The sequence below is a fragment of the Serratia sp. CY37869 genome (assembly GCF_052168895.1).
In the GTDB taxonomy this organism is placed as follows: domain Bacteria; phylum Pseudomonadota; class Gammaproteobacteria; order Enterobacterales; family Enterobacteriaceae; genus Serratia; species Serratia ureilytica.
The window spans coordinates 62488-88854 of sequence record NZ_JBJNLU010000006.1; the positions used below are offsets into that span (position 1 = coordinate 62488).

Annotated in this window: 20 protein-coding genes; 16 read left to right on the top strand and 4 right to left on the bottom strand. The window is 61.0% G+C overall.

What is annotated here, in order from left to right; translation table 11 throughout:
* Nucleotides 1-123 precede the first annotated feature (123 nt).
* Genes iolD through iolE form a run of 4 tightly spaced genes read left to right on the top strand, consistent with a single transcriptional unit; the run spans nt 124 to nt 5000 of the window.
* Nucleotides 124-2064, top strand: a complete 1941-nt coding sequence (gene iolD / locus ACJ8J1_RS23135; RefSeq protein ID WP_033645318.1) for a 3D-(3,5/4)-trihydroxycyclohexane-1,2-dione acylhydrolase (decyclizing) — start codon at nt 124-126, stop codon at nt 2062-2064.
* Between the two features lie 41 nt (nt 2065-2105).
* Nucleotides 2106-3128: a Gfo/Idh/MocA family protein gene (locus ACJ8J1_RS23140; RefSeq protein ID WP_033645317.1), complete on the top strand. Its 1023-nt coding sequence runs from the start codon at nt 2106-2108 to the stop codon at nt 3126-3128.
* A 31-nt stretch (nt 3129-3159) separates the two neighbouring features.
* Entirely contained in the window at nt 3160-4044 is an 885-nt protein-coding gene (locus ACJ8J1_RS23145; protein ID WP_033645316.1) for a sugar phosphate isomerase/epimerase family protein, read from the top strand.
* A gap of 59 nt (nt 4045-4103) precedes the next feature.
* Nucleotides 4104-5000, top strand: a complete 897-nt coding sequence (gene iolE / locus ACJ8J1_RS23150) for a myo-inosose-2 dehydratase (RefSeq protein WP_033645315.1) — start codon at nt 4104-4106, stop codon at nt 4998-5000.
* 60 nt (nt 5001-5060) lie between these two features.
* Here the strand turns inward: iolE and ACJ8J1_RS23155 are convergent, their stop codons facing one another.
* Both ACJ8J1_RS23155 and ACJ8J1_RS23160 read right to left on the bottom strand, forming a co-directional pair.
* Nucleotides 5061-6242: a P1 family peptidase gene (locus tag ACJ8J1_RS23155; protein ID WP_033645314.1), complete on the bottom strand. Its 1182-nt coding sequence runs from the start codon at nt 6240-6242 to the stop codon at nt 5061-5063.
* Entirely contained in the window at nt 6235-6750 is a 516-nt protein-coding gene (locus ACJ8J1_RS23160; RefSeq protein ID WP_033645313.1) for a GNAT family N-acetyltransferase, read from the bottom strand. Before ACJ8J1_RS23160 ends, ACJ8J1_RS23155 begins: the two co-directional genes overlap by 8 nt.
* Nucleotides 6751-7139: 389 nt before the next feature.
* Here ACJ8J1_RS23160 and ACJ8J1_RS23165 point away from each other — a divergent pair, with 389 nt between their 5' ends.
* The 4 genes from ACJ8J1_RS23165 to gntK all read left to right on the top strand — a co-directional run bounded on the left by ACJ8J1_RS23165 (nt 7140) and on the right by gntK (nt 11407).
* Nucleotides 7140-7835: a pirin family protein gene (locus ACJ8J1_RS23165; protein WP_025304570.1), complete on the top strand. Its 696-nt coding sequence runs from the start codon at nt 7140-7142 to the stop codon at nt 7833-7835.
* Between the two features lie 292 nt (nt 7836-8127).
* Nucleotides 8128-9123: a gluconate operon transcriptional repressor GntR gene (gene gntR, locus ACJ8J1_RS23170; protein WP_033645312.1), complete on the top strand. Its 996-nt coding sequence runs from the start codon at nt 8128-8130 to the stop codon at nt 9121-9123.
* A gap of 340 nt (nt 9124-9463) precedes the next feature.
* Nucleotides 9464-10780, top strand: coding sequence for a gluconate transporter (gene gntT, locus ACJ8J1_RS23175; RefSeq protein WP_016930400.1), 1317 nt, complete (start codon nt 9464-9466; stop codon nt 10778-10780).
* 99 nt (nt 10781-10879) lie between these two features.
* Complete coding sequence (gene gntK, locus ACJ8J1_RS23180) at nt 10880-11407, top strand: gluconokinase (protein ID WP_033631893.1); 528 nt, start codon at nt 10880-10882, stop codon at nt 11405-11407.
* Nucleotides 11408-11437: 30 nt separating this feature from the next.
* On the opposite strand, the gene ACJ8J1_RS23185 is transcribed toward gntK, so the two are convergent.
* Nucleotides 11438-12031, bottom strand: coding sequence for a YhgN family NAAT transporter (locus ACJ8J1_RS23185; protein ID WP_025159894.1), 594 nt, complete (start codon nt 12029-12031; stop codon nt 11438-11440).
* Between the two features lie 192 nt (nt 12032-12223).
* Here ACJ8J1_RS23185 and asd point away from each other — a divergent pair, with 192 nt between their 5' ends.
* The 8 genes from asd to glgP all read left to right on the top strand — a co-directional run bounded on the left by asd (nt 12224) and on the right by glgP (nt 24701).
* Nucleotides 12224-13327, top strand: a complete 1104-nt coding sequence (asd, locus tag ACJ8J1_RS23190) for an aspartate-semialdehyde dehydrogenase (protein ID WP_016930397.1) — start codon at nt 12224-12226, stop codon at nt 13325-13327.
* A 381-nt stretch (nt 13328-13708) separates the two neighbouring features.
* On the top strand, nt 13709-14314 hold the full coding sequence (locus ACJ8J1_RS23195) for an RNase A-like domain-containing protein (protein WP_232096335.1): 606 nt from the start codon (nt 13709-13711) through the stop codon (nt 14312-14314).
* Between the two features lie 8 nt (nt 14315-14322).
* The gene (locus tag ACJ8J1_RS23200; protein WP_033645311.1) at nt 14323-14613 is read left to right on the top strand and encodes a contact-dependent growth inhibition system immunity protein; all 291 of its coding nucleotides are present in this window, start codon (nt 14323-14325) and stop codon (nt 14611-14613) included.
* A gap of 475 nt (nt 14614-15088) precedes the next feature.
* On the top strand, nt 15089-17275 hold the full coding sequence (glgB, locus tag ACJ8J1_RS23205; RefSeq protein ID WP_442520432.1) for a 1,4-alpha-glucan branching enzyme: 2187 nt from the start codon (nt 15089-15091) through the stop codon (nt 17273-17275).
* Nucleotides 17272-19254 (top strand): glycogen debranching protein GlgX, encoded by a 1983-nt coding sequence (glgX, locus tag ACJ8J1_RS23210; RefSeq protein WP_033645309.1) that lies wholly within the window; start codon nt 17272-17274, stop codon nt 19252-19254. The genes glgB and glgX overlap by 4 nt, the downstream gene beginning before the upstream one ends.
* 15 nt (nt 19255-19269) lie before the next feature.
* Complete coding sequence (gene glgC, locus ACJ8J1_RS23215) at nt 19270-20547, top strand: glucose-1-phosphate adenylyltransferase (protein WP_004930810.1); 1278 nt, start codon at nt 19270-19272, stop codon at nt 20545-20547.
* A 135-nt stretch (nt 20548-20682) separates the two neighbouring features.
* Nucleotides 20683-22113 carry a glycogen synthase GlgA gene (glgA, locus tag ACJ8J1_RS23220; protein WP_033645308.1) on the top strand — a complete coding sequence of 477 codons (1431 nt, stop codon included), beginning with the start codon at nt 20683-20685 and terminating at the stop codon, nt 22111-22113.
* A 140-nt stretch (nt 22114-22253) separates the two neighbouring features.
* Entirely contained in the window at nt 22254-24701 is a 2448-nt protein-coding gene (gene glgP / locus ACJ8J1_RS23225; protein WP_033645307.1) for a glycogen phosphorylase, read from the top strand.
* Between the two features lie 59 nt (nt 24702-24760).
* Here the strand turns inward: glgP and glpD are convergent, their stop codons facing one another.
* Nucleotides 24761-26269 carry a glycerol-3-phosphate dehydrogenase gene (glpD, locus tag ACJ8J1_RS23230; RefSeq protein WP_004930801.1) on the bottom strand — a complete coding sequence of 503 codons (1509 nt, stop codon included), beginning with the start codon at nt 26267-26269 and terminating at the stop codon, nt 24761-24763.
* Nucleotides 26270-26367: the final 98 nt, after the last annotated feature.

Here is a 26367-nt window from a genome sequence, read left to right on the forward strand (position 1 = left end):
GACTTCGTGAGCAGCGGGCATCGCCTGCTCAAGATAATAGCTGCCGCCGCGTAACACAAACACGGGATTGTCGGCTCGGCGCGAGCCCTTTCCGGGGCGGCCCTCAATCTAAAGGGTGAGTAAATGGGCAAGATCAGGCTAACCATGGCGCAGGCGCTCGTCAGATTTCTCGATAACCAGTATCTGCTGGCCGACGGGGTGGAAACCAAATTCGTCGCGGGCATTTTCGCGATTTTCGGCCACGGCAACGTACTGGGGTTGGGGCAAGCGCTGGAACAGGATAGTGGCGATCTGCGGGTGCACCAGGGCCGCAACGAACAGGGGATGGCCCACGCGGCGATCGGCTTCGCCAAGCAGAAATTGCGCCGGCAGATTTACGCCTGCACCTCCTCGGTCGGCCCCGGCGCCGCCAATATGATCACCGCCGCGGCTACCGCCACCGCCAACCGCATCCCTTTATTGCTGCTGCCAGGCGACGTTTACGCTTCCCGCCAGCCGGATCCGGTGCTGCAGCAAATCGAACAGTCTTACGATCTCAGCATCAGCACCAACGACGCGTTCCGCGCGGTGAGCAAGTACTGGGACCGCATCGTGCGGCCGGAACAGCTGATGAGCGCCTGCATCAACGCGATGCGCGTGCTGACCGATCCGGCGGAAACCGGCGCGGTGACGCTGTGTCTGCCGCAGGACGTGCAGGGGGAAGCCTACGACTACCCCGACTATTTCTTCCAAAAACGCGTGCACCGGCTCGATCGCCGCCCGGCGACCGACGGCATGTTGGCGGACGCCTTGGCGCTGCTGACGGCCAAACGCAAACCGCTGCTGGTGTGCGGCGGCGGCGTGAAATACTCGCAGGCCGGGCGGGCGCTGCGCGAATTTGCCGAGCGCTTCGGCATTCCGTTTGCCGAAACCCAGGCCGGCAAAGGCACGGTGCCGAGCGACCATGCATTCAACCTCGGTGGCATCGGGGAAACCGGCTGCCTGGCGGCCAACACGTTGGCCCGGCAGGCCGATCTGGTGATCGGCGTCGGTACCCGTTACACCGATTTCACCACCTCGTCCAAATGGCTGTTCCAACACCCGGACGTTAACTTCCTCAATATCAACGTCAGCGCCTTTGACGCCGGCAAGCTCGACGGCGTGCAGGTGCTGGCGGACGCCCGCGAGGCCCTGAACGCATTGGGCGCGCTGCTGGCGCAGGCTGACTACCGCGCCGGCTGGGGCGACGCCATCGCCGCGGCGCGCGCAGCCCAGCGTGAAGAGACCGAGCGGGTTTACGCGGTGGAATACGGCGGCGCGGGTTTTGTACCGGAGATCGACGATCACCTCGATCGCGAGCGGGTGTTCGCCGAATTTATCGCGCAGACCGACTCGGCGATGACGCAAAGCCGGGTGCTGGGGGTGCTGAACCGTGAGCTGCCGCCGGACAGCGTGATTGTCGCCGCCGCCGGTAGCCTGCCGGGCGACCTGCAGCGGGTGTGGCACAACCATGGCGAGCACGGTTACCACGTGGAATACGGTTACTCCTGCATGGGGTACGAGGTGAACGCTGCGCTGGGGGTCAAGCTGGCCGAGCCGCAGCGCGAGGTGTACGCGATGGTGGGTGACGGCGCCTTCATGATGCTCCATTCCGAGCTGGTCACCTCGATTCAGGAAGGCTGCAAGATCAACGTGGTGCTGTTCGACAACATGACCAACGGCTGCATCAACAACCTGCAGATGGAGCACGGCATGGACAGCTACACCACCGAATTCCGCTTCCGTAATCCAGAGGGCGGCAAGCTCGACGGCAAACTGGTGCCGGTCGATTTCGCCATGCTGGCGGCGGCTTACGGGTGCAAAACCTATCGCGTCACCACCGAGCAGCAGCTGCTCGACGCGCTGGCCGACGCCCGCAGGCAAACCGTGTCCACGCTGCTCGACATCAAAGTGCTGCCGAAGACCATGGTGCACAAGTACCTCAGCTGGTGGCGCGTGGGCGGCGCTCAGGTGGCCGACAGCGAAAAAATCGTCGCAGTGGCGCGCAAACTGCAGGAAAACATCGATAAGGCGCGCGATTACTGATTCGTTTTCGAACACAACACACTTTCCAGAGGGTAGCGAAAATGACTTTGAACATTGGGGTTATCGGCACCGGCGCCATCGGCCGCGATCATATCCGTCGCTGCAGTCAAGTTTTGCAGGGCGCCCGCGTCGTGGCGGTGAACGACATCAATCGCGACAACGCCGCCAAGGCGGTGAACGATCTGCAGCTGGATGCGCGGGTGTATGACAGCGGCCACGATCTGATCAAGGCCGCCGACGTGCAGGCGGTGCTGGTCACCTCCTGGGGGCCGAGTCACGAAGAATTCGTGCTGGCGGCCATCGCCGCCGGCAAACCGGTGTTCTGCGAGAAACCGCTGGCGGTGACCGCGCAGGGCTGCAAAAACATCGTCGATGCCGAAGCGAAGTACGGCAAGCGGCTGGTGCAGGTCGGCTTTATGCGCCCCTATGACCAGGGCTATCGCGCGCTGAAACAGGTGCTGACCAGCGGCCAGATCGGCGAACCGCTGATGTTGCACTGCGCGCACCGCAACCCGACGGTCGGCGAGGCTTACACCACCGATATGGCGATCACCGACACCCTGATCCACGAAATCGACGTGCTGCGCTGGCTGCTCGACGACGACTATGTGTCGGTGCAGGTGGTGTTCCCGCGCAAGAGCCCGAAGGCGTTCCCGCATCTGAAAGATCCGCAGATTGTGCTGTTCGAAACCGCCAAAGGCACCCGCATCGACGTCGAGATTTTCGTCAACTGCCAGTACGGCTACGACATTCAGTGTGAAGTGGTGGGGGAAACCGGCATCGCTAAACTGCCGGAGCCGTCCTCGGTGCAGCTGCGCAGCGGCGCCCGCCTGTCGACCGAAATTCTGACCGACTGGAAGGATCGCTTTATCGACGCCTATGACGTCGAGCTGCAGGGGTTCATCAACGACGTGGCCGCGGGCCAACTGACCGGGCCTTCCGCCTGGGACGGCTACGCCGCCGCCGTGACCGCCGACGCCTGCGTGGCGGCCCAGCTCAGCGGCGAGATCGTACCGGTGACCCTGCCGGCGCGCCCGGCGTTTTACAACAAGCCATCGGCTTGAACCCCGTACCCACGATTGCAGAGGAGTGACCATGAAGATCGCTTTTGATGTCGACGTTATCCGGGATTTGGGCGTGACCAAAATGGTTCAGCAGGTGGCGGACTGGGGCTATAAGTACATCGAGCAGTCGCCGCACCCGCAGATCAACCCGTTTTACAAGCATCCGAAGGCCAGCCGCGAAATCATGGCGGAGTATAAAAACGCCCTGAAAGCGACCGGCGTGGAAATATCCTCATTTATCGTGGTGTATCGCTGGTCCGGGCCGGGGGAAGATCGCCGCCAGGCGGCGGTCAAAAACTGGCGACGGATGATCGAAATCGCGGTGGAGATGGGCGTGCAGGTGATCAACACCGAGTTGGCCGGTAACCCCAACGAGCCGGAGATCTGCGAGGAGCTGTGGTATCGCTCGATGGAGGAGCTGCTGCCGATCGTCGAGCGTGAGGGCATCCGTATGGAGATCCAGTCGCATCCGTGGGACTTCTGTGAGCTGAGCAACGAAACCGCCGATCTGGTGAAATCGCTGCGCAGCGACCACGTCAAATACCTCTACAGCGTGCCGCACACCTTCTACTACGACAAGGGGCAGGGCGACGTGGCCGGCATGCTGAAGTACGCCGGGGACGATCTTTCCCACGTGCTGATCGCCGACACCATGAACCACACCAAGCATTGCCGTTATATCGTCAACCCGCCGGGCGTTGACGCCGCGGTGCACCAGCATGTCGGCATCGGCGAAGGCGAGGTGAATTTCGATGCCCTGTTCCAGACGCTGCGCGACATGGAATTCGCCAACCGCAGCTTCAAGGTCGGCGGCGAATCGATCATCTGCACCTCGCTGTTCGGCTATCCGGAAAAGATGCCGAGCCAGGCGGTGGCGACCAGAGAGCGCATCGAAAGAGAGCTGTTGGGCAACTAATCTTATTCGGCTCGCCGGCGGCGTTTGCACCGGCGGCCCTCCAAGGACCGAGGCAGACCATGAATAAAGACAACGTGAAATTGGCCATTGCGCCGATCGGCTGGACCAACGACGATATGCCCGATCTGGGCAAGGAAAACACCTTTCAGCAGTGCGTCAGCGAAATGGCGCTGGCTGGCTTCACCGGCAGCGAAGTGGGCAGCAAATATCCGCGCGATCCGGCGGTGCTGAAGCCGATGCTGGATATTCGCGGCATCCAGATCTGCAACGCCTGGTTCAGCACCTTTTTCGCCGATGGTCAGAAAGACAAAACCATCGATGAATTTATCAACCACATGAATTTCCTGCATGCCATGGGCGCCAGGGTGATCGGCTGTTCTGAACAGAGCAAGAGCATTCAGGGCACCACCAAAGGCGTGTTCGAAGAGAAGCCGTACTTCAGCGATGAAGAGTGGCGGCGGGTGGCCGACGGTTACAACGAGCTGGCGAAGATCGCCGCCGGCAAAGGCATGCAGGTGTGTCTGCATCACCACATGGGCACCGGCATTCAGACCACCGCCGAAATCGATCGCTACATGAGCATGGTCAACGACGACGTCTACCTGCTGTTCGATACCGGCCACGCCTACTATTCGGAAGGCAGCCAGCAGGCGATGATGGCGATCCTGGAGAAGTATCTGCCGCGCATCAACCACGTCCATCTGAAGGACGTGCGCGATGAGGTGGTGGCGGAAGTGAAGGCCAACAAGCTGAGCTTCCTCGACGGCGTGAAGAAGGGCACCTTTACCGTGCCGGGTGATGGCGTGATCGACTTCAGGCCGGTGTTCAAGCTGCTGGACGAGCGCGGTTACAAGGGATGGATGGTGGTGGAAGCCGAGCAGGATCCGGCGCTGGCCAACCCGTTCGAGTATGCTGTGAAAGCGCGCCGCTATATTCGGGAAACCGCCGGCATTTAAGCGGTAAGGGGCAATAAAACTCGAGGGGCGCCGCCAGCGCCCCTTTTTGATGGCGGCGCGTTAGCCGCCGAGCGTTCGCCAGGTGGCAACCTGGCTGCCTGGCCACGGTGTGGCGGCATACACGCCACGGGCGATCGCCCGAGCGAGGGTGTCCGCCGCCAGCGCGCCGATTTGCAGCACCGCCAGTTCGCGGCTGCCCTGTACTTCGCGCTGCCCGGTGGACAGGGCGAACACCACGTCGCCGTCAAACGGGCTGTGCAGCGGGCGAATAGCGCGCGCCATGCCGTCTTGCGCCATGATGGCCACCCGTTTCAACTCCACGCGCGTCAGCGCCAGATCGGTGGCGATGCAGGCCAGGGTGGTGTTCTTTCTGCCGCCCTGCGGCTCTTGCACCATCCAGTCTTCGCCCTGAGCGCGTAGTTGCGCCAGCGCCGCCGCGCCGCCGTTGCCGAATTCACCGTCAATTTCATAGGGCGTCGCCCAGAAAGCGCGGGTGCCGGGCGCTACCACCGCACCCAGGCTGTTGACCGCCACCAGCGCGCCGACGGTAGCGCCGTTGGCGGCGGCGATAGACGCCGAACCGAGGCCGCCTTTCAGCTTGCCCATGCCGGTCATGGCGCCGTAGCCGGCGCCGACGGTGCCCAGCGGAAAATCCAGGCCGGCTTTGCCGACCGCCTCGATGCCCAACTGGCGATACGGCGGCGTGAGCTGCCAGTTTTTGTCGCCGCCGTTGGCCAGATCGTACAGGCAGGCGGTGGGCACGATAGGGGAGACCGGCACGCCGGGTGCCGGGCGCAGCGCGTAGCCTTTACCCTGTTGCCCCAGCCAGGCTGCGACGCCATCCGCCGCCGCCAGACCGTAAACCGAGCCGCCGCTGAACGTCAGCGCATCGATGGTCTGTACCAAATTGTCCTCACCCAGCGCGTCGGTTTCCCGGGTGGCGGGGCCGCCGCCGCGCACGTCCACGGCAGCAATCGCCGGGCTGTCCGGCAGGATAACCGTCGCGCCGGTGCGCACCCGGCTGTCCTGCGCCACGCCGACCTTCAGGCCCGGCACATCGGTAATCAGGTTGCGAGCGCCTGGGCGCCCGGCGGCGGGAGTTGGCATAGCGGCACCTAATGGGGTGAGAGGAGAGAATATGCCGACGGCGGCGGTCAGGCCGGCCAGCGCTTGTAAAAAGGTTCGGCGGTTGATATGCAGGGGCCGGCACAGCGGCCCCTGCGGGTGGGGAATATTACGCATCGCCGTACGGCTGCCCGGAGCGCAAACGCGCCATATGGTAGGCGTCGACCAGCACGCCGTCGCGCATGGCATAGGCGCGGCTGGTGCCCTCTATCTCGAAACCGAATTTGCGGTATAGCGCGATGGCCGCCGGGTTGTCGGTGAACACCGTCAGTTCGATGCGCTCAATGGCCGCCCAGTTGTCACACAGGTCGATCATCGCCTGCATCAGGCGGCTACCGACGCCTTTGCCGTGGTAGCGCGGATCGACGCCGATGCCGAAGGTGGCGACGTGGCGGCGGCGAACGCGTTGATTCAGCATCACAACCAACTGGCCGGCAAGCTGCCCGTCGATGATGGCCGCCAGGTTATGCGTGCCCGGTTCGGGATTGGCGAGGCGCTTCTGCCAGGACTCGACGGACGGTAGCGGGAGCTGCAGCGTATCGCGATAGACGGGTGTCTGCGAATAAAGATGATGCAGGGCTTGCGCATCCGTTGTTTCCACGTGGCGTATCACGATCTCGCTCATGTCGCTGCTCCTTTTGCTTACCGGTTGAATAACCTCTGAATTTATCCGTTTACTGCCTTGAGTCAATATTATTTGAACGGGTCAAAAAAAACGCTTTACAGGTGCGAATGATAATGATTATTATTGCGATGCGTTCCGGGGAGGGCATCAACCCTTGATACTCTCGCTGCGAAGGCACGACATTGCTCACATTGCTTCCAGTGTTTACTTAGCCAGCTCGGGTGCTGGCTTTTTTTTTGCCGTTTTTCAGCCGTTTCCGCCTTCAACAAATCCGCTGCCCATCCGCTGTTCCATTCCATCGAAATTTTTGAACAGAGGCATGAGTTTTTTACGCTTTCTTATTCTGCTGGCAGGACTAGACTGTAAAAAAACATTGAGGAGAGTTGAATATGATTTATGTACGTAAAGCGGAAGACCGCGGCCACGCCAATCATGGCTGGCTGGATAGCTGGCACACCTTCTCATTTGCCGATTACTACGATCCGAACTTTATGGGGTTCTCGGCGCTGCGGGTGATCAACGAAGATATGATCGACGCAGGGCAGGGTTTCGGTACCCACCCGCATAAAGACATGGAAATCCTGACCTATGTGCTGAGCGGCACGGTGGAACATCAGGACAGCATGGGCAACAAGGAGCAGATCCAGGCCGGCGAATTCCAGATCATGAGTGCGGGCACCGGGGTGCGTCACTCTGAGTACAACGCCAATCAGGATCGTCCGTTGCACCTGTACCAGATTTGGATCATCCCGGATCAGGTCGGGCTTGAGCCACGCTACGAGCAGCGCATGTTCGACGCGCCGCAGGGCCGTCAGCTGGTGCTGTCGCCGGATGCGCGTGACGGCTCGCTGAAGGTGTTCCAGGATATGACGCTGTCGCGTTGGGCGCTGAATAAAGGCGAGCAGGGGGAATGCCCGATCGCCGCCGGCCGTCGCGTTTGGATCCAGGTGGTGCGCGGTAAGGTCTCGGTCAACGGCCAGACCGCCGGCATCAGCGACGCGTTCGCGGTGTGGGATGAATCTGCGCTGACGATTCAGGCCGACGAAGAGAGCGAAATCCTGCTGTTCGATCTGCCGCCGGTGTGATTAAGCGGTAAATATCAAGGGCTCACGGTGTGAGCCCTTGAGGTTAACGACAAGCCTGATGACGCTGCCTGACTTAACGCCGGCAAAACATATAAAAACAAGGAAAATCAATTTATTGATTTTCGGCTGACAATCACAAAGGGGAAAAACCACGCTTTTTCCCCTTTGTCTGCGTATGAAGGGCTCACGGTGTGAGCCCTTTTTGCGTTGGCCGTCGCATAACCGACAATATCGGCCCGCCGTTTTTTTTGCTAAAATGACTGCCCATTCACGGTTAGTCAGTTCATTGATAATGAAGAAAAAACGGCCGGTACTCCAGGATGTGGCGGACAAGGTGGGCGTGACCAAGATGACGGTGAGCCGTTATCTGCGCAATCCCGACCAGGTTTCCGCCGCCCTGCAGCAAAAAATCGCCGTCGCGCTGGATGAGCTGGGCTACATCCCCAACCGCGCGCCGGACATCCTCTCCAACGCCACCAGCCGGGCGATTGGCGTGCTGTTGCCGTCGTTGACCAACCAGGTGTTCGCCGAAGTGCTGCGCGGCATCGAAAGCGTGACCGACGCGCACAACTACCAGACCATGCTGGCGCACTATGGCTACCTGCCGGAGCGTGAAGAAGAGCGTCTGACCTCGCTGCTGTCTTACAATATCGACGGTTTGATCCTGTCTGAGCGCCATCACACGCCGCGCACCCTGAAAATGATCGAGGTGGCGGGCATTCCGGTGGTAGAGCTGATGGACTGCGTCTCGCCGTGCATCGATCTGGCGGTGGGCTTCAACAACTTCGAGGCGGCGCGCCAGATGACCCAGCAGATCATCGCGCACGGCCACCGTCACGTGGTCTATTTCGGCGCCCGCCAGGATGAACGTACCCTCATCAAGCAGCAGGGGTATGAGCAGGCGATGCGTGAATCCGGTCTGGAGCCTTACAGCATCATGACCGCGCGATCTTCCTCCTATTCCGCCGGCGGCGAGCTGCTGCGCCAGGCGCAGCGCGATTATCCGCAGATCGACAGTATCTTCTGCACCAACGATGACCTGGCGATCGGCGCGGCCTTCGAGTGCCAGCGACAGGGGCTGTCGATCCCGCAGGACATGGCGATCGCCGGTTTCCACGGCCATGACATCGGTCAGGTGATGGTGCCGAAGCTGGCCAGCGTGCTGACGCCGCGCGAACGCATGGGGCAGATCGGCGCCGAGCGCTTGCTGGCCCGGCTGCGTGGTGAAACGGTGTGCCCGCGCATGGTGGACGTCGGTTTCACCGTGATCCCAGGCGGCAGCATCTGAGCCATTTTAACGTTCTGTTTTAACACCCTTTCTTTTTGCAGCGCGTCCTGAGGCGCGCTGGTTATCCCGCCTGTAAGCCCGCCGCTCGTTGCCGACATAAGTTTGATCTCTGTCCCAGAACGCGAATTTTAGCCGCTTACCCGGTTCCGAGGCTTATGTTGTTACCGGTATCATGATACCGGTAACAACGAGTGGGCGGTCATCTTGCTGCAAGACTGAACCTCTGAATCAACAACACCTACAGCTCTTCTTAAACACCGGGAAAGAGCCTAAAAATAAAACAACCGCACGCTTTACGCCTATTGTAAAGAGAGTCGCGATAAAAGGTTGGAGAAAAACTATGCCATTAGTGATTGTTGCAGGCGGCGTAGCGCTGCTGCTGCTGCTGATGATCCGCTTCAAGCTGAACGGCTTTATCTCTCTGGTTCTGGTTGCTCTGGCGGTCGGGATTGCACAGGGGATGCCGGTCGATAAGGTCATCGGCTCCATCAAGGCCGGCGTGGGCGGCACGCTGGGCAGCCTGGCGCTGATCATGGGCTTCGGTGCCATGCTCGGCAAGCTGCTGGCGGACTGCGGCGGCGCACAGCGCATCGCCACCACGCTGATCGACAAGTTCGGCAGAAAACACATTCAATGGGCGGTGGTGCTGACCGGTTTCACCGTCGGCTTCGCGCTGTTCTACGAAGTGGGCTTCGTGCTGTTGCTGCCGCTGGTGTTCACCATCGCCGCCTCCGCGCGCATTCCGCTGCTGTACGTCGGCGTGCCGATGGCCGCTGCGCTGTCGGTGACTCACGGCTTCCTGCCGCCGCACCCGGGCCCGACCGCTATCGCCACCATCTTCCATGCCGACATGGGTAAAACCCTGTTGTACGGCACGCTGCTGGCGATCCCGACGGTGATCCTGGCCGGCCCGGTCTATGCCCGCTTCCTGAAAGGCATCGACAAGCCGGTGCCGGAAGGCCTGTACAACCCGAAAACCTTTACCGACGCGGAGATGCCGAGCTTTGGCGTCAGCGTCGCCACGTCGCTGGTGCCGGTGATCCTGATGGCGCTGCGCGCGGTGGCTGAAATGGTGTTGCCGAAGGGCCACAGCCTGCTGCGCTTCGCCGAGTTCTTCGGCGACCCGGTGATGGCGACCCTGATCGCCGTGCTGATCGCCATCTTCACCTTCGGCCTGAACCGCGGCCGCACCATGGATGAAGTGATGGGCACCATCACCGACTCGATTAAAATCATCGCCATGATGCTGTTGATCATCGGCGGCGGCGGCGCCTTCAAACAGGTGCTGGTGGACAGCGGCGTCGAGCAGTACATCGCCGGCCTGATGGAAGGCAGCAACGTTTCGCCGATCCTGATGGCCTGGTCGATCGCCGCCGCGCTGCGTCTGGCGCTGGGTTCCGCCACCGTGGCGGCGATCACCGCCGGCGGCATCGTCGCCCCGCTGATCGCCACCACCGGCGTCAGCCCTGAGCTGATGGTGATTGCGGTCGGTTCCGGCAGCGTTATCTTCTCGCACGTTAACGATCCGGGCTTCTGGCTGTTCAAGGAGTACTTCAACCTGAGCATCATGGAAACCATCAAATCCTGGTCGGTGCTGGAAACCATCATCTCGGTGTGTGGCCTGGTGGGCTGCCTGCTGCTGGCGACGGTCGTATAATCGTTATCCGACGCCCTGCGGGGCGTCGGCGTTCCAGAGTATCTTTATCAGTTGGGACGCATTTGGCGCTCGCGCCAGTTCCCATAAGGGCATGACACAATGAGTAATCCGCAGAATCACGTATTTATCCTGATGGGGGTGTCCGGCAGCGGTAAATCCGCCGTGGCCAGCGCCGTCGCCCACGAGGCCGAGGCTGCCATGCTGGACGGCGATTATCTGCATCCGCGCGCCAACATCAACAAAATGGCTGCCGGGCACGCGCTGGACGACAACGATCGCGCCCCGTGGCTGGCGGCCTTGAATGACGCCATCTTCGCCATGCAACGCACCAATCCCGTGTCGCTGCTGGTCTGCTCGGCGCTGAAAAAAAGCTATCGCGACCGCCTGCGCGAAGGGAATAGCAACCTGCATTTCCTCTACCTGAAAGGCGACAAAGCGGTGATCGAGGAGCGCCTGAAGCAGCGCAAAGGTCATTTCTTCAAACCGCAGATGCTGGTTTCGCAGTTCGCCACGTTGGAAGAGCCGGGCGAGCAGGAGCCGGATGTGCAAGCGATCGACATCAACCAGCCGCTGGACGGCGTGGTCGCCGATACGCTCGCCTATATTCGCCGCGTTACCGCCCGCTGAGCGCGGGCCGTTGTCGGCGCCGCCAGGCGCCTACAGCTTCATGTAAGCCCGCACGCCGTCCAGGAACATCTGGGTCGACAGCATCACCAGAATCAGCCCCATCAACCGCTCCAGCGCGCTGACGCCTTTGCTGCCCAGCAGGCGCAGGAACAGGTTCGACATCAGCAAAATGGCCGCAGAGAGGCCCCAGGCGATCAACAGCGCCGCCACCAGATGGGGCAGCTGATGTGGATACTGGTGCGACAGCAGCATCAATGCAGCCAGAATCGACGGCCCGGCCACCAGCGGGATCGCCAGCGGCACCAGGAACGGCTCCTCGCCGGCGGACAGCCCGGAGCTGTTTCCTTCCTGCGAGGGGAAAATCATCTTGATGGCGATCAGAAACAGGATGATGCCGCCGGAAATGGAGACGGTTTCGGTGCGCAGGTTGAGGAACGCCAGAATTTTCTCGCCGGCGAACAGGAAGATCAGCATCAGCAGCAGGGCGATCAGCAGCTCGCGAATCAACACCACGCGGCGGCGGCGCGGTTCCAGGTGTTTGAGCACCGACATGAAAATCGGCAGGTTGCCCAGCGGATCCATAATTAAAAACAGCAATACCGTAGCGGAAATCATCTCTGTCATGGTGACCTCGTGATCGGGAAAACGCCTCGGCCTTTTCGGCCGCGTCCTTGCCTATAAGAAGGATTGCTGAGAAATCCCCAGCCATCGAATAAATTCACTTTGCGCCCGCGCCGACATTTTGTAAGGTGAGGAGATATTGCACACAACTCGTTATCACCTAATAAGCCCTTATCCGGGCGGGACACAGATATTATGAAAAACGTTGGTTTCATCGGTTGGCGCGGAATGGTCGGCTCGGTTCTCATGCAACGCATGACGGAAGAGCGCGATTTCGACGCCATTCGCCCGGTCTTTTTCTCCACCTCGCAGCACGGTTCTGCCGCGCCGGCCTTCGGCGGCCAGCAGGGCACGCTGCAGGATGCCTATGACATCGACGCCCTGAGCGCGCTCGATATCATTATTACCTGTCAGGGCGGCGATTATACCAACGAAGTTTACCCTAAGCTGCGCGCCAGCGGTTGGCAGGGTTACTGGATCGACGCGGCCTCGTCGCTGCGCATGCAGGATGACGCCATCATCATTCTGGATCCGGTCAACCACGCGGTGATCCAGCAGGGCCTGGACAAAGGCATCAAAACCTTCGTCGGCGGCAACTGCACCGTCAGCCTAATGCTGATGTCCCTCGGCGGCCTGTTCGCCAACGATCTGGTGGAGTGGGCGTCGGTCGCCACCTACCAGGCGGCCTCCGGCGGCGGCGCTCGCCACATGCGCGAACTGCTGACCCAAATGGGCATGCTGCACGCCGATGTGGCGAAAGAGCTGCAGGATCCAGCCTCCGCCATTCTGGATATCGAACGCAAGGTGACCGAGGCGACCCGCAGCGGCAAACTGCCGACCGACAACTTCGGCGTGCCGCTGGCCGGCAGCCTGATCCCGTGGATCGACAAGCAGCTCGACAACGGCCAGAGCCGCGAAGAGTGGAAAGGCCAGGCGGAGACCAACAAGATCCTCAACACCGGCAGCGTGATCCCGGTCGATGGCCTGTGCGTGCGCGTGGGCGCGCTGCGCTGCCACAGCCAGGCGTTCACCCTGAAGCTGAAAAAAGACGTGTCGCTGCCGGAAATCGAGCAGATGCTGGCGACGCACAACGACTGGGTGCGCGTGATCCCGAACGACCGCGAGCTGACCATGCGCGAACTGACGCCTGCGGCGGTGACCGGCACGCTGAATACGCCGGTCGGCCGTCTGCGCAAGCTGAATATGGGGCCGGAGTACCTGTCGGCGTTCACCGTGGGCGACCAACTGCTGTGGGGCGCGGCCGAGCCGCTGCGCCGCATGCTGCGCATCCTGCTGTAAACCCGCTCGCCAGTTCATCTGTTGTATTTCAAAGCCCGCTTATTGCGGGCTTTTTCATATGAGCGGAGTCATGTCGGTATGGTCTGAATGTGGTTACAAGTTAATCTTCCCTGTGATATTTATAAGCGCATTGGCAACATAGCGCAGGTATAGGGATATGATTTCCAACGAAGGATTGCAGGTCGCGCTTTCACCCGTGCAGCTAGCGGCCGTGATGTCGGATAGCACGGTCACAGAAGGGGAAACCTGGGGTAATCGGCTCATGGGGGGCTGGGTTTAGCGGGGGGAGTCGTCGAACTTCTTGGGGCTGGGGTGATGTGCTATGCGCCTGACCCAACATTGTTAACCAAAGTGGGATGCGTGGTCGTTGGCACTCATAGCATGGATAGCATAAAAACCGCATCAAATCAGATCATTACCGGCCGATCATTGACTACAGACACTTACAAGTCGGCGGTTTTGCTGGCTCAGAGTCTGGGGGCCGACGAAGATATGGCTTACAACGTCGGTTTAACGGTAGATATTGCCGTTCCTTTGGTGTTTGCAACCGCTTTAGGCGCTGTACGCGTGGCTTCCGTTCGGGTGGGGCAATTAAAATTGCTTGAACACGAGTCTATAGCCGGTGCAAAAGGAGGTGGGCACACTATTGCTAAGCATGTTGCTAAAAGTTCAGAAGAGCTGCTGGAGCGCTTGGCAAAGAGTCCTGGTTTACAGTCAGCCTCGACATTTACAGATTTACGTACTGCTGAAGACGCGATTAGTCGGGCGTTGAAAGTGAATAACGCGCTTATTAAGCGCTGGGCGCAACAGCCTACTTCGGCCAACGTGCTTGAACTCACGCATAAGGTGGGTAAAGCGGTTGGTTTTGGCTACAGGCAAGGAAGCACAATTCAATTAACGTCCAACAGCGTGCGGGTTGTCTTGCTAAAGAAAATTTACAACGGTAAGCCGTATTACATTTTAACCGCTTACCCCATTATCAGATAAGGGACCCTATGGGCTTTTCAGTCGCTAATCTCGGTACACTTGTGCGTGTTTTTTTTGGGCAAGATTATGATTTATTTGGAGAGTCTGTAGAAGAGATCCTGGCCTCTTATCGGGAGACGGAAAATACCGCGACAGTGAGAAAAACCGTCGATGAAGCACGAGCGTTGCTGGCGCAATATCCTGAGGAACAACAGCTTGAACTTGCTGTTGCTGAACTTGCTGATGGGGAGTTTGCACCAGCGCCATGGGGATACACGGCGCGATCGTTTCTTGAGAAGGTGATCTCTGCTTTGGAATAGGCGATACCTGCTGCTTCTGTACTTTGTTGTAAACCCGCACTTCCTGGGGGCTGAGCGCTTTCAGCCCCCTAACGCCTTATTTTCCGCTTTTTTGTTCGCTGCGCGCCGCGTCGGGCAGCGTTATCGCAAGTCTCGTTTCATTGGGCTGTACCCCGCATCTCTTCTCGTCGGCCGCCACATGCAGATGCCGTCAGGCTGGCAGTTTTCTTAATGAAGAATTTTCCTCACCAATGCCGAGCAGTTTTTAACAGACATTGGCTATGCTTAACGCAGGGGTGAACACTTTTTCACCATGACTGAAATATTTCAAAAAATAAGCATAAAGAGCGAAATTCAGGTCGGCAGAGTAAAGATTGGTCAATAACCGACCGCAATCACGCTTTAGAGTCCGAATGCATTGCATGATGACCAAAACGGCCAAGGAATAACCAACAAGCCGTGCTTAGATCATGCTGTTAATCTAAGGAAGAAGACTATGCCTGTACTTCCCGATCGTGACGTGATTGATCAGATCATCTCCGGCCATTACGCCGATCCCTTTGCTCTGCTTGGCATGCATGCGACCGATAACGGTCTGCAAGTGCGCGCGCTGCTGCCGGACGCCGGCGCAGTCTGGCTGGTGGAACAGCAAACCGGCCGGCGACTGGTGCAGCTGAACTGCGACGATCCGCGCGGTTTCTTCAGCGCCGTGGTGCCGCGGCGAAAAAATCCTTTCCGCTATCAGCTGCAGGTCAGCTGGCGCGATCATCAACAGATCGTCGACGATCCCTACCGGTTCGGCCCGCTGCTGCAGGATATCGACAGTTGGTTATTGGCCGAAGGCACGCATCTGCGCCCCTATGAACGGCTGGGCGCTCACCTCGTCACGCTGGATGGCGTCGACGGCGTCAGCTTTGCGGTCTGGGCGCCCAACGCGCAGCGCGTCTCGGTGGTGGGGGAATTCAACTTCTGGGACGGCCGCCGCCACCCGATGCGTCTGCGGCGTGAGAACGGCATCTGGGAGCTGTTCTTGCCCGGCGTGCGGGCCGGGCAGCTGTACAAATATGAAATCGTCGATTGCTATGGCAATACCCAACTGAAAGCCGATCCTTACGCCTTTGAGGCGCAGATGCGCCCGGATACCGCCTCGCTGGTGGCGCCGCTGCCGGAGGTGGTGCCGTCGACGCCGGCGCGCCGCCGCGCCAACGATTTTGACCAGCCGATCGCCATTTACGAGGTGCATCTCGGCTCATGGCGCCGCCACACCGATAACCACTTTTGGCTCAGCTACGGTGAACTGGCGGTGCAGCTGATCGACTATGTGAAGGACATGGGATTCACCCATATCGAGCTGCTGCCGGTCAACGAGCACCCGTTCGACGGCAGCTGGGGCTACCAGCCGCTGGGGCTGTATGCGCCGACCCGGCGCTTCGGCACGCCGGCCGACTTCAGGGCGTTTGTGGCGGCGGCGCATGAGGCGGGCATCAACGTGATCCTCGACTGGGTGCCGGGGCACTTCCCCAGCGACGCCTACGGCCTGGCGAATTTCGATGGCACTGCGCTGTACGAATACGCCGATCCGCGCGAGGGCTACCATCAGGACTGGAATACGCTGATTTACAACTACGGTCGCCACGAGGTGCGCAACTACCTGGCGGGCAACGCGCTGTATTGGCTGGAGCGCTTCGGCATCGACGCGCTGCGGGTGGATGCGGTGGCGTCGATGATCTATCGCGACTACAGCCGCGCCGACGGCGAGTGGGTGCCGAATTACTACGGCGGCAACGAGAATCTGGAGGCCATCGCCTTCCTGCGTTATACCAACCAGACTATCGGCCAGGCGCAGCCGGGCGCGGTGACGCTGGCGGAGGAATCCACCGACTATCCCGGCGTCACCCTGCCGCCGGACGCCAACGGCCTTGGGTTCCACTACAAATGGAACCTCGGCTGGATGCACGACACGCTCAATTACATGAAGTGCGATCCGGTGCACCGCAAGTATCACCACAACCAGATGACCTTCGGCATGCTGTACGCCTATACCGAGAACTTCGTGTTGCCTATCTCGCACGATGAAGTGGTGCACGGCAAAAAATCGGTCCTCGACCGTATGCCGGGCGACGCCTGGCAGAAATTCGCCAACCTGCGCGCCTATTACGGCTTTATGTGGGCGCATCCGGGCAAGAAGCTGCTGTTTATGGGCTGCGAATTCGCACAGGGGCGCGAGTGGAATTTCGATACCAGCCTCGACTGGCATTTATTGGAAGGGTTGGATAACTGGCATAACGGCGTGCAGCGGCTGGTGCGCGATCTGAACCACTGCTACCGGCAGCAGGCGCCGCTGTACGAGCGCGACTACCGGCCTGACGGCTTCGATTGGCTGGTGGTCGACGATCACGACAACTCGGTGTTCGCGTTCGCGCGCTACGATTCGCAGGGCAATGAGCTGATCGCCATCAGCAACTTTACCCCGGTGCCGCGCTACCGCTACCGCATCGGCCTCTCGCGCGCCGGTGACTACCGCGAGATCCTCAATACCGATTCGCACCACTATCACGGCAGCAACGCCGGCAATCAGGGGCGGGTCTCTTCCGAAGCGGTCGGCAGCCACGGCCGCGACTTCTCCATCTGCGTAACGCTGCCGCCGCTGGCGACCATTTATCTGCTGCGGGAGGCGCCATGACGGAGCTGACGGCCGGCCTCGCCGCGCCGCTGGGCGCGCATTACGACGGCGAAGGCATCAACTTTACCCTGTACTCGGCGCACGCCGAGCGGGTGGAGCTGTGCCTGTTCGACGGCCAGCAGCGCGAAGTGCGCCTGCCGCTGCCGGCGCGCAGCGGCGATATCTGGCATGGCTACTTACCGGGCGGCAGGCCGGGGCAACGTTACGGTTACCGGGTCTACGGCCCGTTTGACCCGGCGAACGGACAGCGTTTCAACCCCAACAAACTGGCGCTCGATCCGGCCGCGCGCGCGGTGGAAGGGCCGGTGGCGGATCACCCGCACCTGCACGGCGGTTACGAGCAGCCGGACCCGCACGACAGCGCGGAGCTGATGCCGAAGTGCGTGGTGGTGGACGAACAGTATGACTGGCAGGACGATCGCCCGCCTGCCACGCCCTGGGGACAGACGGTGATTTACGAAGCGCACGTGCGCGGCCTGACGCTGCTGCACCCGCAGATCCCGCCGGCGCTGCGCGGCAGCTTCGCCGCATTGGGGCACCCGGCGATGATCGCCCACTTCAAACGCCTCGGCATCACCGCGCTGGAACTGCTGCCGGTGCAGCAACATACCTCCGAACCGCGCCTGCAGCGGTTGGGGCTGATCAACTATTGGGGCTATAACGTGCTGGCGCCCTATGCGCCGGACAACCGCTACGCCAGCCTGAGCACCGATGCCACGCCGCTGAACGAATTCCGCGATGCGGTCAAGGCGCTGCACAAAGCCGGCATCGAGGTGATCCTCGACGTGGTGTTCAACCACAGCGCCGAGCTGGATATGGACGGGCCGATGCTGTCGCTGAGCGGCATCGATAACCTGAGCTACTACTGGCTGACGCCCGAAGGGGACTATGTCAACGACACCGGCTGCGGCAACACGCTGCGGTTGGATCAGCCGCAGGGCGTGGCCTGGGTGATGGATTGCCTGCGTTTTTGGGTGCGGGAGTGCCACGTCGACGGCTTCCGTTTCGATCTGGGCAGCGTGCTCGGCCGCACGCCGGGGTTCGATCGCGATGCGCCGCTGTTCCAGGCGATGCTGGCGGACGATGTGCTGTCGCGCTGCAAGCTGATCGCCGAACCCTGGGACATTGGCCCCGGCGGCTATCAGGTGGGGGCGTTTCCCGGCCGCTTTGCCGAATGGAACGATCATTACCGCGATGACATGCGTCGTTTCTGGCTGCAGAGCGGCGTGTCGCTCGGCCAGTTCGCCCGGCGTTTTGCCGCTTCCAGCGATCTGTATAACCAGCGCGGGCGAGCGCCTTACGCCACTGTCAACATGCTGACCGCCCATGACGGTTTTACCCTGCAGGACGTGGTCAGCTTCAATGAGAAACACAATCAGCCCAACGGCGAGGGCAACCGCGACGGTAGCGATCGCAATTTCAGCAACAACCACGGCGTCGAAGGCCTGGTCGCCGACGACGCCATTGTGCAACGCCGCAGGGCCAGCCAGCGGGCGATGCTCGCCACGCTGTTGCTGTCCCAGGGAACGCCGATGCTGCTGGCCGGCGATGAACAGGGACACAGCCAGCAGGGGAACAACAATGCCTATTGTCAGGACAACGCCACCACCTGGCTCGATTGGGCCACGGCGGACGACGCGCTGACCGATTACGTCGCGGCGCTGATCGCGCTGCGCCGCCAGATCCCCGCGCTGCAGCAGGACCGCTGGTGGCAGCAGGACGACGGCAGCGTGCAGTGGCTGAACGCGCAAGGGCAGGCGCTCGACGCGCAGCAGTGGGAGCAGGGCGAGCCGCTCATGCAGATCCTGCTGTCGCAGCGCTGGCTGCTGCTGATCAACGCCACGCCGCAAACGACGGAGATGAGGTTGCCGGAAGGCGATTGGCAGGTTGTCGCCCCGTTCACTCAGGAAGACTCACGGGCGGTATTGCCCGCCTGGCACCAGGCCGCGCGCTCGCTTTGCGTACTGGTACGGAAATAATAAAAGGAGTCCGCTATGGTTAGGTTTGAAAATAAAGACCCCCTGATGTTGGCGCGCCAGCTGCCGATTAAATCCGTAGCGCTGATCCTGGCCGGCGGCCGCGGTTCACGTCTGAAAGATTTGACCTCCACCCGCGCCAAGCCCGCCGTCCACTTTGGCGGCAAATTCCGCATCATCGACTTCGCCTTGTCGAACTGCCTGAACTCCGGCATCCGCCGCATCGGCGTGATCACCCAATACCAGTCGCACACGCTGGTGCAGCACATTCAGCGCGGCTGGTCGTTCCTCAACGAGGAGATGAATGAGTTCGTCGATCTGCTGCCGGCCCAGCAGCGCCTCAGCACCGAGCATTGGTACAAGGGCACCGCCGACGCGGTGTACCAGAACCTGGATATCATCCGTCGCTACGAGGCCGAATACGTGGTGATCCTGGCGGGCGATCACATCTACAAGATGGATTATTCGCGCATGCTGATCGACCACGTCGAGAAGGGCGCTCAGTGCACCGTGGCTTGCCTGCCGGTGCCGCGCAGCGAAGCCGGCGAATTCGGCGTGATGAAGGTGGATGAAAGCGACCGCATCATCGAGTTTCTGGAAAAGCCCGCCGATCCGCCGGCGATGCCGGGCAACCCGGATATGTCGCTGGCCAGCATGGGCATCTATATTTTTAATGCCGCCTACCTGTTCCAACTGCTGGAAGAGGATATGTCGACCCCCGGCTCCAGCCACGATTTCGGCAAGGATCTGATCCCGAAAATCACCGCGCAGCAGGCGGCGTGGGCGCATCCGTTTACCTTGTCCTGCGTGACGTCCAACCCCGACTTGCCGCCTTACTGGCGCGACGTGGGCACGCTGGACGCTTACTGGCGCGCCAATCTCGATCTGGCGTCGGTGACGCCGGAGCTGGACATGTACGACCGCGCCTGGCCGATCCGCACCCACATGGAACCGCTGCCGCCGGCCAAGTTCGTGCAGGATCGCTCCGGTAGCCATGGCATGACCATGAATTCGCTGGTGTCCGGCGGTTGCATCGTCTCGGGCTCGGTGGTGGTGCATTCGGTGCTGTTCCCGCGCGTGCGAGTGAACTCGTTTTGCACCATCGACTCTACCGTATTGTTGCCGGACGTGAACGTCGGCCGTTCCTGCCGCCTGCGGCGCTGCATCATCGACCGCGCCTGCCATATTCCGGAGGGCATGGTGATCGGGGAAAACGCCGATGAGGACAGCAAGCGTTTCTATCGCTCGGAAGGCGGCATCGTGCTGGTGACGCGCGAAATGTTGTCAAAATTGTGAGTTAACGTGGGGGGCAGAATGATAGCCTGCCGCCCGATGAACGGTTCGATGGCTTGCGCAACGCGGCACACATAACAGCGGCAAGCCTGCTTTATTTCTTATCCAGAGGCCTTCGGCCGACTTTCAGGAGTGATAATGCAGGTCTTACACGTATGTTCTGAAATGTTCCCCCTACTGAAAACGGGCGGACTCGCAGACGTGGTTGGCGCGCTGCCGGCGGCGCAAATCGCCGAAGGCGCCGATGTTCGGGTGCTATTGCCCGCTTTCCCTGACGTACGCAACGGCATACCCGACACCGTGCTGGTGGCGGAGATAGACTCGTTCGCCGGCCGTGTCGGCCTGCGTTACGGCACCTACCATGGCGTGGGCATTTACCTGATCGATGCGCCCTGGCTGTATGACCGGCCGGGCAGTCCGTACCACGATCAGTCCATGTACGCTTACCCCGACAACCACCGGCGTTTTGCGCTGCTGGGCTGGATGGCCTGCGAGTTGGCCAAGGGGCTGGATCGCTACTGGCGCCCGCAGCTGGTGCACGCCCACGACTGGCATGCCGGCCTGAGCTGCGCCTATCTGGCCGCCAACGGCCACCCGGCGCGTTCGGTGTTCACCGTGCACAACCTGGCCTATCAGGGCCTGTTCTCCGCCCATCACGTGACCGAGCTGTGGTTGCCGGCGTCGTTTTACGATGTTTATGGCCTGGAGTTCTACGGCCAGATGTCGTTCCTCAAGGCCGGGCTGTTTTATGCCGACCACGTGACCGCCGTCAGTCCGACCTATGCGCGCGAGATCACCCGGCCGGAGTTTGGCTACGGCATGGAGGGGCTGCTGCAGGAGCGGCAGCGGCAAGGCAGGTTGAGCGGCATCCTCAACGGCGTGGACGACAAGATTTGGGATCCGGCCCACGACCCGCGGCTGAGCGCCCGCTACGACGCCGACGATCTGAAAAGCAAGGTCAAAAACAAGCTGCATCTGCAAAAGGCCATGGGGCTGAAGGTGGACGAATCGCTGCCGGTGTTCGCGGTGGTGAGCCGATTGACCAGCCAGAAAGGCCTCGATCTGGTGCTGCAGGCGTTGCCCGAATTGCTGGCGCAGGGAGGGCAGTTGGCGCTGCTGGGCGCCGGCGACGCGGTGCTGCAGCAGGCGTTTCTGGCCGCCGCCGCCGACTACCCTGAGCAGGTCGGCGTGCAGATCGGTTATCACGAATCCTTCTCCCACCGCATCATCGGCGGCGCCGACGTTATTCTGGTGCCGAGCCGCTTCGAGCCCTGCGGCCTGACGCAGCTCTACGGCCTGAAATACGGCACTCTGCCGCTGGTGCGCCGCACCGGCGGACTGGCGGACACGGTCGTGGACTGCGCGCTGGAGAACCTGGCCGACGGCACCGCCAGCGGATTCGTGTTCGACGATTGCGACGCTGTCGCGCTGGGCAACGCCATCCGCCGCGCCATGGTGCTGTGGAGCCGGCCGAAACACTGGCGCCACGTTCAGCGCCACGCCATGAGCGTGGACTTCGGCTGGCCGGTGGCGGCGAAAGAGTATTTATCGCTTTATCAACGCTTGTAGTCCGCGATTCGCGTCGCGGGTTGACGCGCGGCGGGCAACCGTAAGGGTAGATTGTCGGGGCGCAGCGTACCGCGCCCATGTTCAGCGGGGCCAGCTATTCCGCGGCGGATGGCTGGGCTCCCCATTAGGGATTAAAAGCCATGACTTCACCGTTTAGTTACACCTCACCTACGGTCAGTGTGGAAGCGCTGAAACATTCCATTGCCTATAAGCTGATGTTTATCGTCGGCAAGGATCCGGCGATCGCCAACCGCCACGACTGGCTCAACGCCGTCCTGTTCGCGGTGCGCGATCGCATGGTTGAGCGCTGGCTGCGCTCCAACCGCGCCCAGCTGTCTCAAGACGTGCGGCAGGTGTATTACCTGTCGATGGAGTTTCTGATCGGCCGCACGTTGTCGAACGCGCTGCTGTCGATGGGCATTTATCAGGACATCGACAACGCGTTGAACGAGATGGGGCTGAACCTGGCGGAGCTGCTGGAGGAAGAGAACGACCCCGGGCTCGGCAACGGCGGTCTGGGCCGGCTGGCGGCCTGCTTCCTCGACTCGCTGGCGACGCTGGCGCTGCCGGGGCGCGGCTATGGCATTCGCTATGAGTACGGCATGTTCAAGCAGAACATCGTCAACGGCCAACAGATGGAATCGCCGGACTACTGGCTGGAGTACGGCAATCCGTGGGAGTTTCCGCGCCATAACACCCGCTACAAGGTGCGCTTCGGCGGCCGCGTGCAGCAGGAGGGGGCCAAGGCCCGCTGGCTGGAGACCGAAGAAATCGTGGCCATCGCCTACGATCAGGTGATCCCCGGTTTCGACACCGACGCCACCAACACGCTGCGGTTGTGGGGCGCGCAGGCCAGTAACGAGATCAACCTCGGCAAGTTCAATCAGGGCGATTACTTCGCGGCGGTGGAAGATAAAAACCATTCGGAGAACGTGTCGCGCGTGCTCTATCCGGACGATTCGACCTCCTCCGGGCGTGAATTGCGCTTGCGACAAGAGTATTTCCTGGTGTCGGCCACGGTACAGGATATTCTCAATCGCCATTGGCTGATGCACAAAACCTTCGACAACCTGGCGGACAAGATCGCCATTCACCTCAACGACACTCACCCGGTGTTGTCGATTCCGGAGCTGATGCACCGGCTGATCGACGAGCACAAGTTCAAGTGGCTCGACGCCTGGGAAGTGGTGGAGCAGGTATTCTCCTACACTAACCACACGCTGATGAGCGAGGCGCTGGAGACCTGGCCGGTGGACATGCTCGGCCGCATCCTGCCGCGCCATCTGCAGCTGATTTTCGAGATCAACGATCACTTCCTCAAAATGGTGCAGGAGGTGGCGCCGGGCGACAACGATCTGCTGGCGCGGGTCTCGATCATCGACGAAACCAACGGCCGTCGGGTGCGCATGGCGTGGCTGGCGGTGGTGGCCAGCCACAAGGTCAACGGCGTTTCCGCTCTGCATTCCGAACTGATGGTGCAGTCGCTGTTCGCCGACTTCGCCCGGCTGTTCCCGACTCGTTTCTGCAACAAAACCAACGGGGTGACGCCGCGTCGTTGGCTGGCGCTGGCCAACCCGCCGTTGGCGGCGGTGCTGGACGACTGCATCGGCCAAACCTGGCGCACCGATCTCAGCCAGCTGAGCGAGATCAAGGCCAACATCGATTACCCGAGCTTCCTGCAGGCGGTGCAGCGCGCCAAGCGGCAGAACAAGGAGCGGCTGGCGCTGTACATCGCCAAAACGCTCAACGTGGTGGTTAACCCGGATGCGCTGTTCGACGTGCAGATCAAACGCATCCACGAGTATAAACGGCAGTTGCTCAACGTGTTGCACGTCATCACGCTGTATAACCGTTTGCTGGCCGACCCTGATATCGAGCGCGTGCCGCGGGTGGTGATCTTTGCCGGCAAGGCGGCCTCGGCCTACTATGCCGCCAAGCAGATCATCCGCCTGATCAACGACGTGGCCAAAGTGATCAACAACGATCCGCGCGTGCATACCCAGTTGAAGGTGGTGTTCATTCCGAACTACGGCGTCAGCCTGGCGCAGATCATCATCCCGGCGGCGGATCTGTCGGAACAGATCTCGCTGGCGGGCACCGAAGCCTCGGGCACCAGCAATATGAAGTTCGCGTTGAACGGCGCGCTGACCATCGGCACGCTGGACGGCGCCAACGTCGAGATGCGCGAGCACGTGGGGGAGGAGAACATCTTTATCTTCGGCAATACCGCCGAGCAGGTCGAGGAACTGCGCCGCAACGGTTACAACCCGCGCCAGTACTACGAGCAAGACCCAGAGCTGCATCAGGCGCTGACGCAGATCGCCACCGGCATGTTCAGCCCTGAGGAGCCGAAGCGCTATGGCAATTTGTTCGACTCGCTGGTGAACCTCGGCGACCACTATCAGCTGTTGGCGGATTACCGCAGCTATGTGGACACGCAGGACAAGGTGGACGAGGTGTATCTCAATCAGGACGAGTGGACGCGGCGCGCGGTGCTGAATATCGCCAATATGGGTTACTTCTCATCCGATCGCACCATTCAGGAATATGCGGATGAAATTTGGCACATTAAGCCGGTGAAGCTGTAAAGCGGGGCAGGAAAAAAGCAAAGGGCCGGATAACCGGCCCTTTTTCGTTACGCTGCGGCTCAGGAAGCCAGCGACAGCGCTTTCGTTTTCGCGTGTTCCGCCAGCCAGGCTTTCACGCGCGCCTGCTGCGCTTCGTCCAGCCACATGCCCAGCTTGGTGCGGCGCCAGATAGCGTCGTCCAGCTCCACGACCCACTCTTTCTCGGTCAGATAGCGCAGTTCGGCTTCATACAGACCGTGGCCGAAATCTTCGCCCAGATCGGCGAGGCCGTTGGCGCCGGCCAGGATCAGCTCGCTCTGGCTGCCGTAGGTGCGGGCATAGCGGCGCGCCAGGGCTTCCGGCAGCCAGCCGTGCGCACGGCGCAGTTTGGCCGCGTAACCGTCGCGGTCGCCGTCGATGTCACCGCCCGGCAGCGTGGCGTTTTTGGTCCACGCCGGGCCGCAGCCTGGGTAGTAGTGGGCCAGTTTTTCCATCGCATGTTCGGCCAGCTTGCGGTAGGTGGTCAGCTTGCCGCCGAAGACCGACAGCAGCGGCGCCTTGCCTTGCTCGTCGTGCACGTCCAGCGTGTAATCGCGGGTGATCGCCTGCGGTGAATCGGATTCGTCGTCGCACAGCGGACGCACGCCGGAGTAAGTCCAGACGATGTCGTCGCGGCCCAGCTGCTTCTTGAAGTGATCGTTGTACACTTTCAGCAGATAAGCGATTTCGTTCTCGTCGATCTTCACGTCTTTCGGATCGCCTTTGTACTCCACGTCGGTGGTGCCGATGATGGAGAACTCGTCATTCCACGGGATCACGAACACGATGCGGTGGTCTTCGTTCTGCAGAATGTAAGACTGCGGCTGATCGTGCACGCGCGGCACCACGATGTGGCTGCCTTTGATCAGACGGATGCCGTAAGGCGATTTCAGCTTCAGGCCGTCGTCGAAGAAGTTTTTCACCCACGGGCCGGTGGCGTTCACCAGGCCTTTGGCGCGCCAGGTGAAGGTTTTGCCGCTGTCGATATCGACCGCTTCCACCATCCACAGGCCGTTTTCGCGCCATGCGCGGGTCACTTTGGTGCGGGTGCGCACTTCGCCGCCGCGTTTTTCCACTTCCTGCGCGTTCAGCACCACCAGGCGAGCATCGTCGACCCAGCAGTCGGAATATTCGAAACCGCGCTTCAGTTCAGGCTTCAGCACCGATTCTGGTCCAAAGCGCAACCCCTTGCTGCCCGGCAGGCTGGTGCGTTTGCCCAGGTGATCGTACAGGAACAGGCCGATACGGATCATCCAGGCCGGACGCAGATGCGGCTGGTGCGGCAGGCGGAAACGCATCGGGAACGCGATGTGCGGCGCCAGTTTCAGCAGCACTTCACGTTCGGCCAGCGCTTCGCTCACCAGACGGAATTCGTAGTGTTCCAGGTAGCGCAGGCCACCGTGGATCAGTTTGGAACTGGCGGAAGACGTAGCACAGGCCAAGTCTTGCGCTTCCAGTAGCAGTACCGACAGCCCGCGCCCGGCAGCATCCGCCGCGATGCCGGCACCGTTGATGCCGCCACCGATAACGATCAAGTCTTTGGTTTCCACGTCATCTTCCTCCAGATGTTCGAAATAGCTCTTTCATGTTCGTTTTCGCTCATGATTGTAATCAAAAACCAACAAGCAAGCCAAGACTTAACCAAACA

Coding starts and splice junctions, on each gene's coding strand:
- ACJ8J1_RS23160 (WP_033645313.1), bottom strand. CDS start 6,750: ATGAGCGAGATCGTGATACGCCACGTGGAAACAACGGATGCGCAAGCC.
- glgA (WP_033645308.1), top strand. CDS start 20,683: ATGCAGGTCTTACACGTATGTTCTGAAATGTTCCCCCTACTGAAAACG.
- iolD (WP_033645318.1), top strand. CDS start 124: ATGGGCAAGATCAGGCTAACCATGGCGCAGGCGCTCGTCAGATTTCTC.
- glgC (WP_004930810.1), top strand. CDS start 19,270: ATGGTTAGGTTTGAAAATAAAGACCCCCTGATGTTGGCGCGCCAGCTG.
- glgX (WP_033645309.1), top strand. CDS start 17,272: ATGACGGAGCTGACGGCCGGCCTCGCCGCGCCGCTGGGCGCGCATTAC.
- glgP (WP_033645307.1), top strand. CDS start 22,254: ATGACTTCACCGTTTAGTTACACCTCACCTACGGTCAGTGTGGAAGCG.
- asd (WP_016930397.1), top strand. CDS start 12,224: ATGAAAAACGTTGGTTTCATCGGTTGGCGCGGAATGGTCGGCTCGGTT.
- ACJ8J1_RS23165 (WP_025304570.1), top strand. CDS start 7,140: ATGATTTATGTACGTAAAGCGGAAGACCGCGGCCACGCCAATCATGGC.
- gntT (WP_016930400.1), top strand. CDS start 9,464: ATGCCATTAGTGATTGTTGCAGGCGGCGTAGCGCTGCTGCTGCTGCTG.
- gntR (WP_033645312.1), top strand. CDS start 8,128: ATGAAGAAAAAACGGCCGGTACTCCAGGATGTGGCGGACAAGGTGGGC.
- ACJ8J1_RS23140 (WP_033645317.1), top strand. CDS start 2,106: ATGACTTTGAACATTGGGGTTATCGGCACCGGCGCCATCGGCCGCGAT.
- ACJ8J1_RS23145 (WP_033645316.1), top strand. CDS start 3,160: ATGAAGATCGCTTTTGATGTCGACGTTATCCGGGATTTGGGCGTGACC.
- ACJ8J1_RS23195 (WP_232096335.1), top strand. CDS start 13,709: ATGGATAGCATAAAAACCGCATCAAATCAGATCATTACCGGCCGATCA.
- ACJ8J1_RS23155 (WP_033645314.1), bottom strand. CDS start 6,242: ATGCGTAATATTCCCCACCCGCAGGGGCCGCTGTGCCGGCCCCTGCAT.
- ACJ8J1_RS23200 (WP_033645311.1), top strand. CDS start 14,323: ATGGGCTTTTCAGTCGCTAATCTCGGTACACTTGTGCGTGTTTTTTTT.
- iolE (WP_033645315.1), top strand. CDS start 4,104: ATGAATAAAGACAACGTGAAATTGGCCATTGCGCCGATCGGCTGGACC.
- gntK (WP_033631893.1), top strand. CDS start 10,880: ATGAGTAATCCGCAGAATCACGTATTTATCCTGATGGGGGTGTCCGGC.
- glgB (WP_442520432.1), top strand. CDS start 15,089: ATGCCTGTACTTCCCGATCGTGACGTGATTGATCAGATCATCTCCGGC.
- ACJ8J1_RS23185 (WP_025159894.1), bottom strand. CDS start 12,031: ATGACAGAGATGATTTCCGCTACGGTATTGCTGTTTTTAATTATGGAT.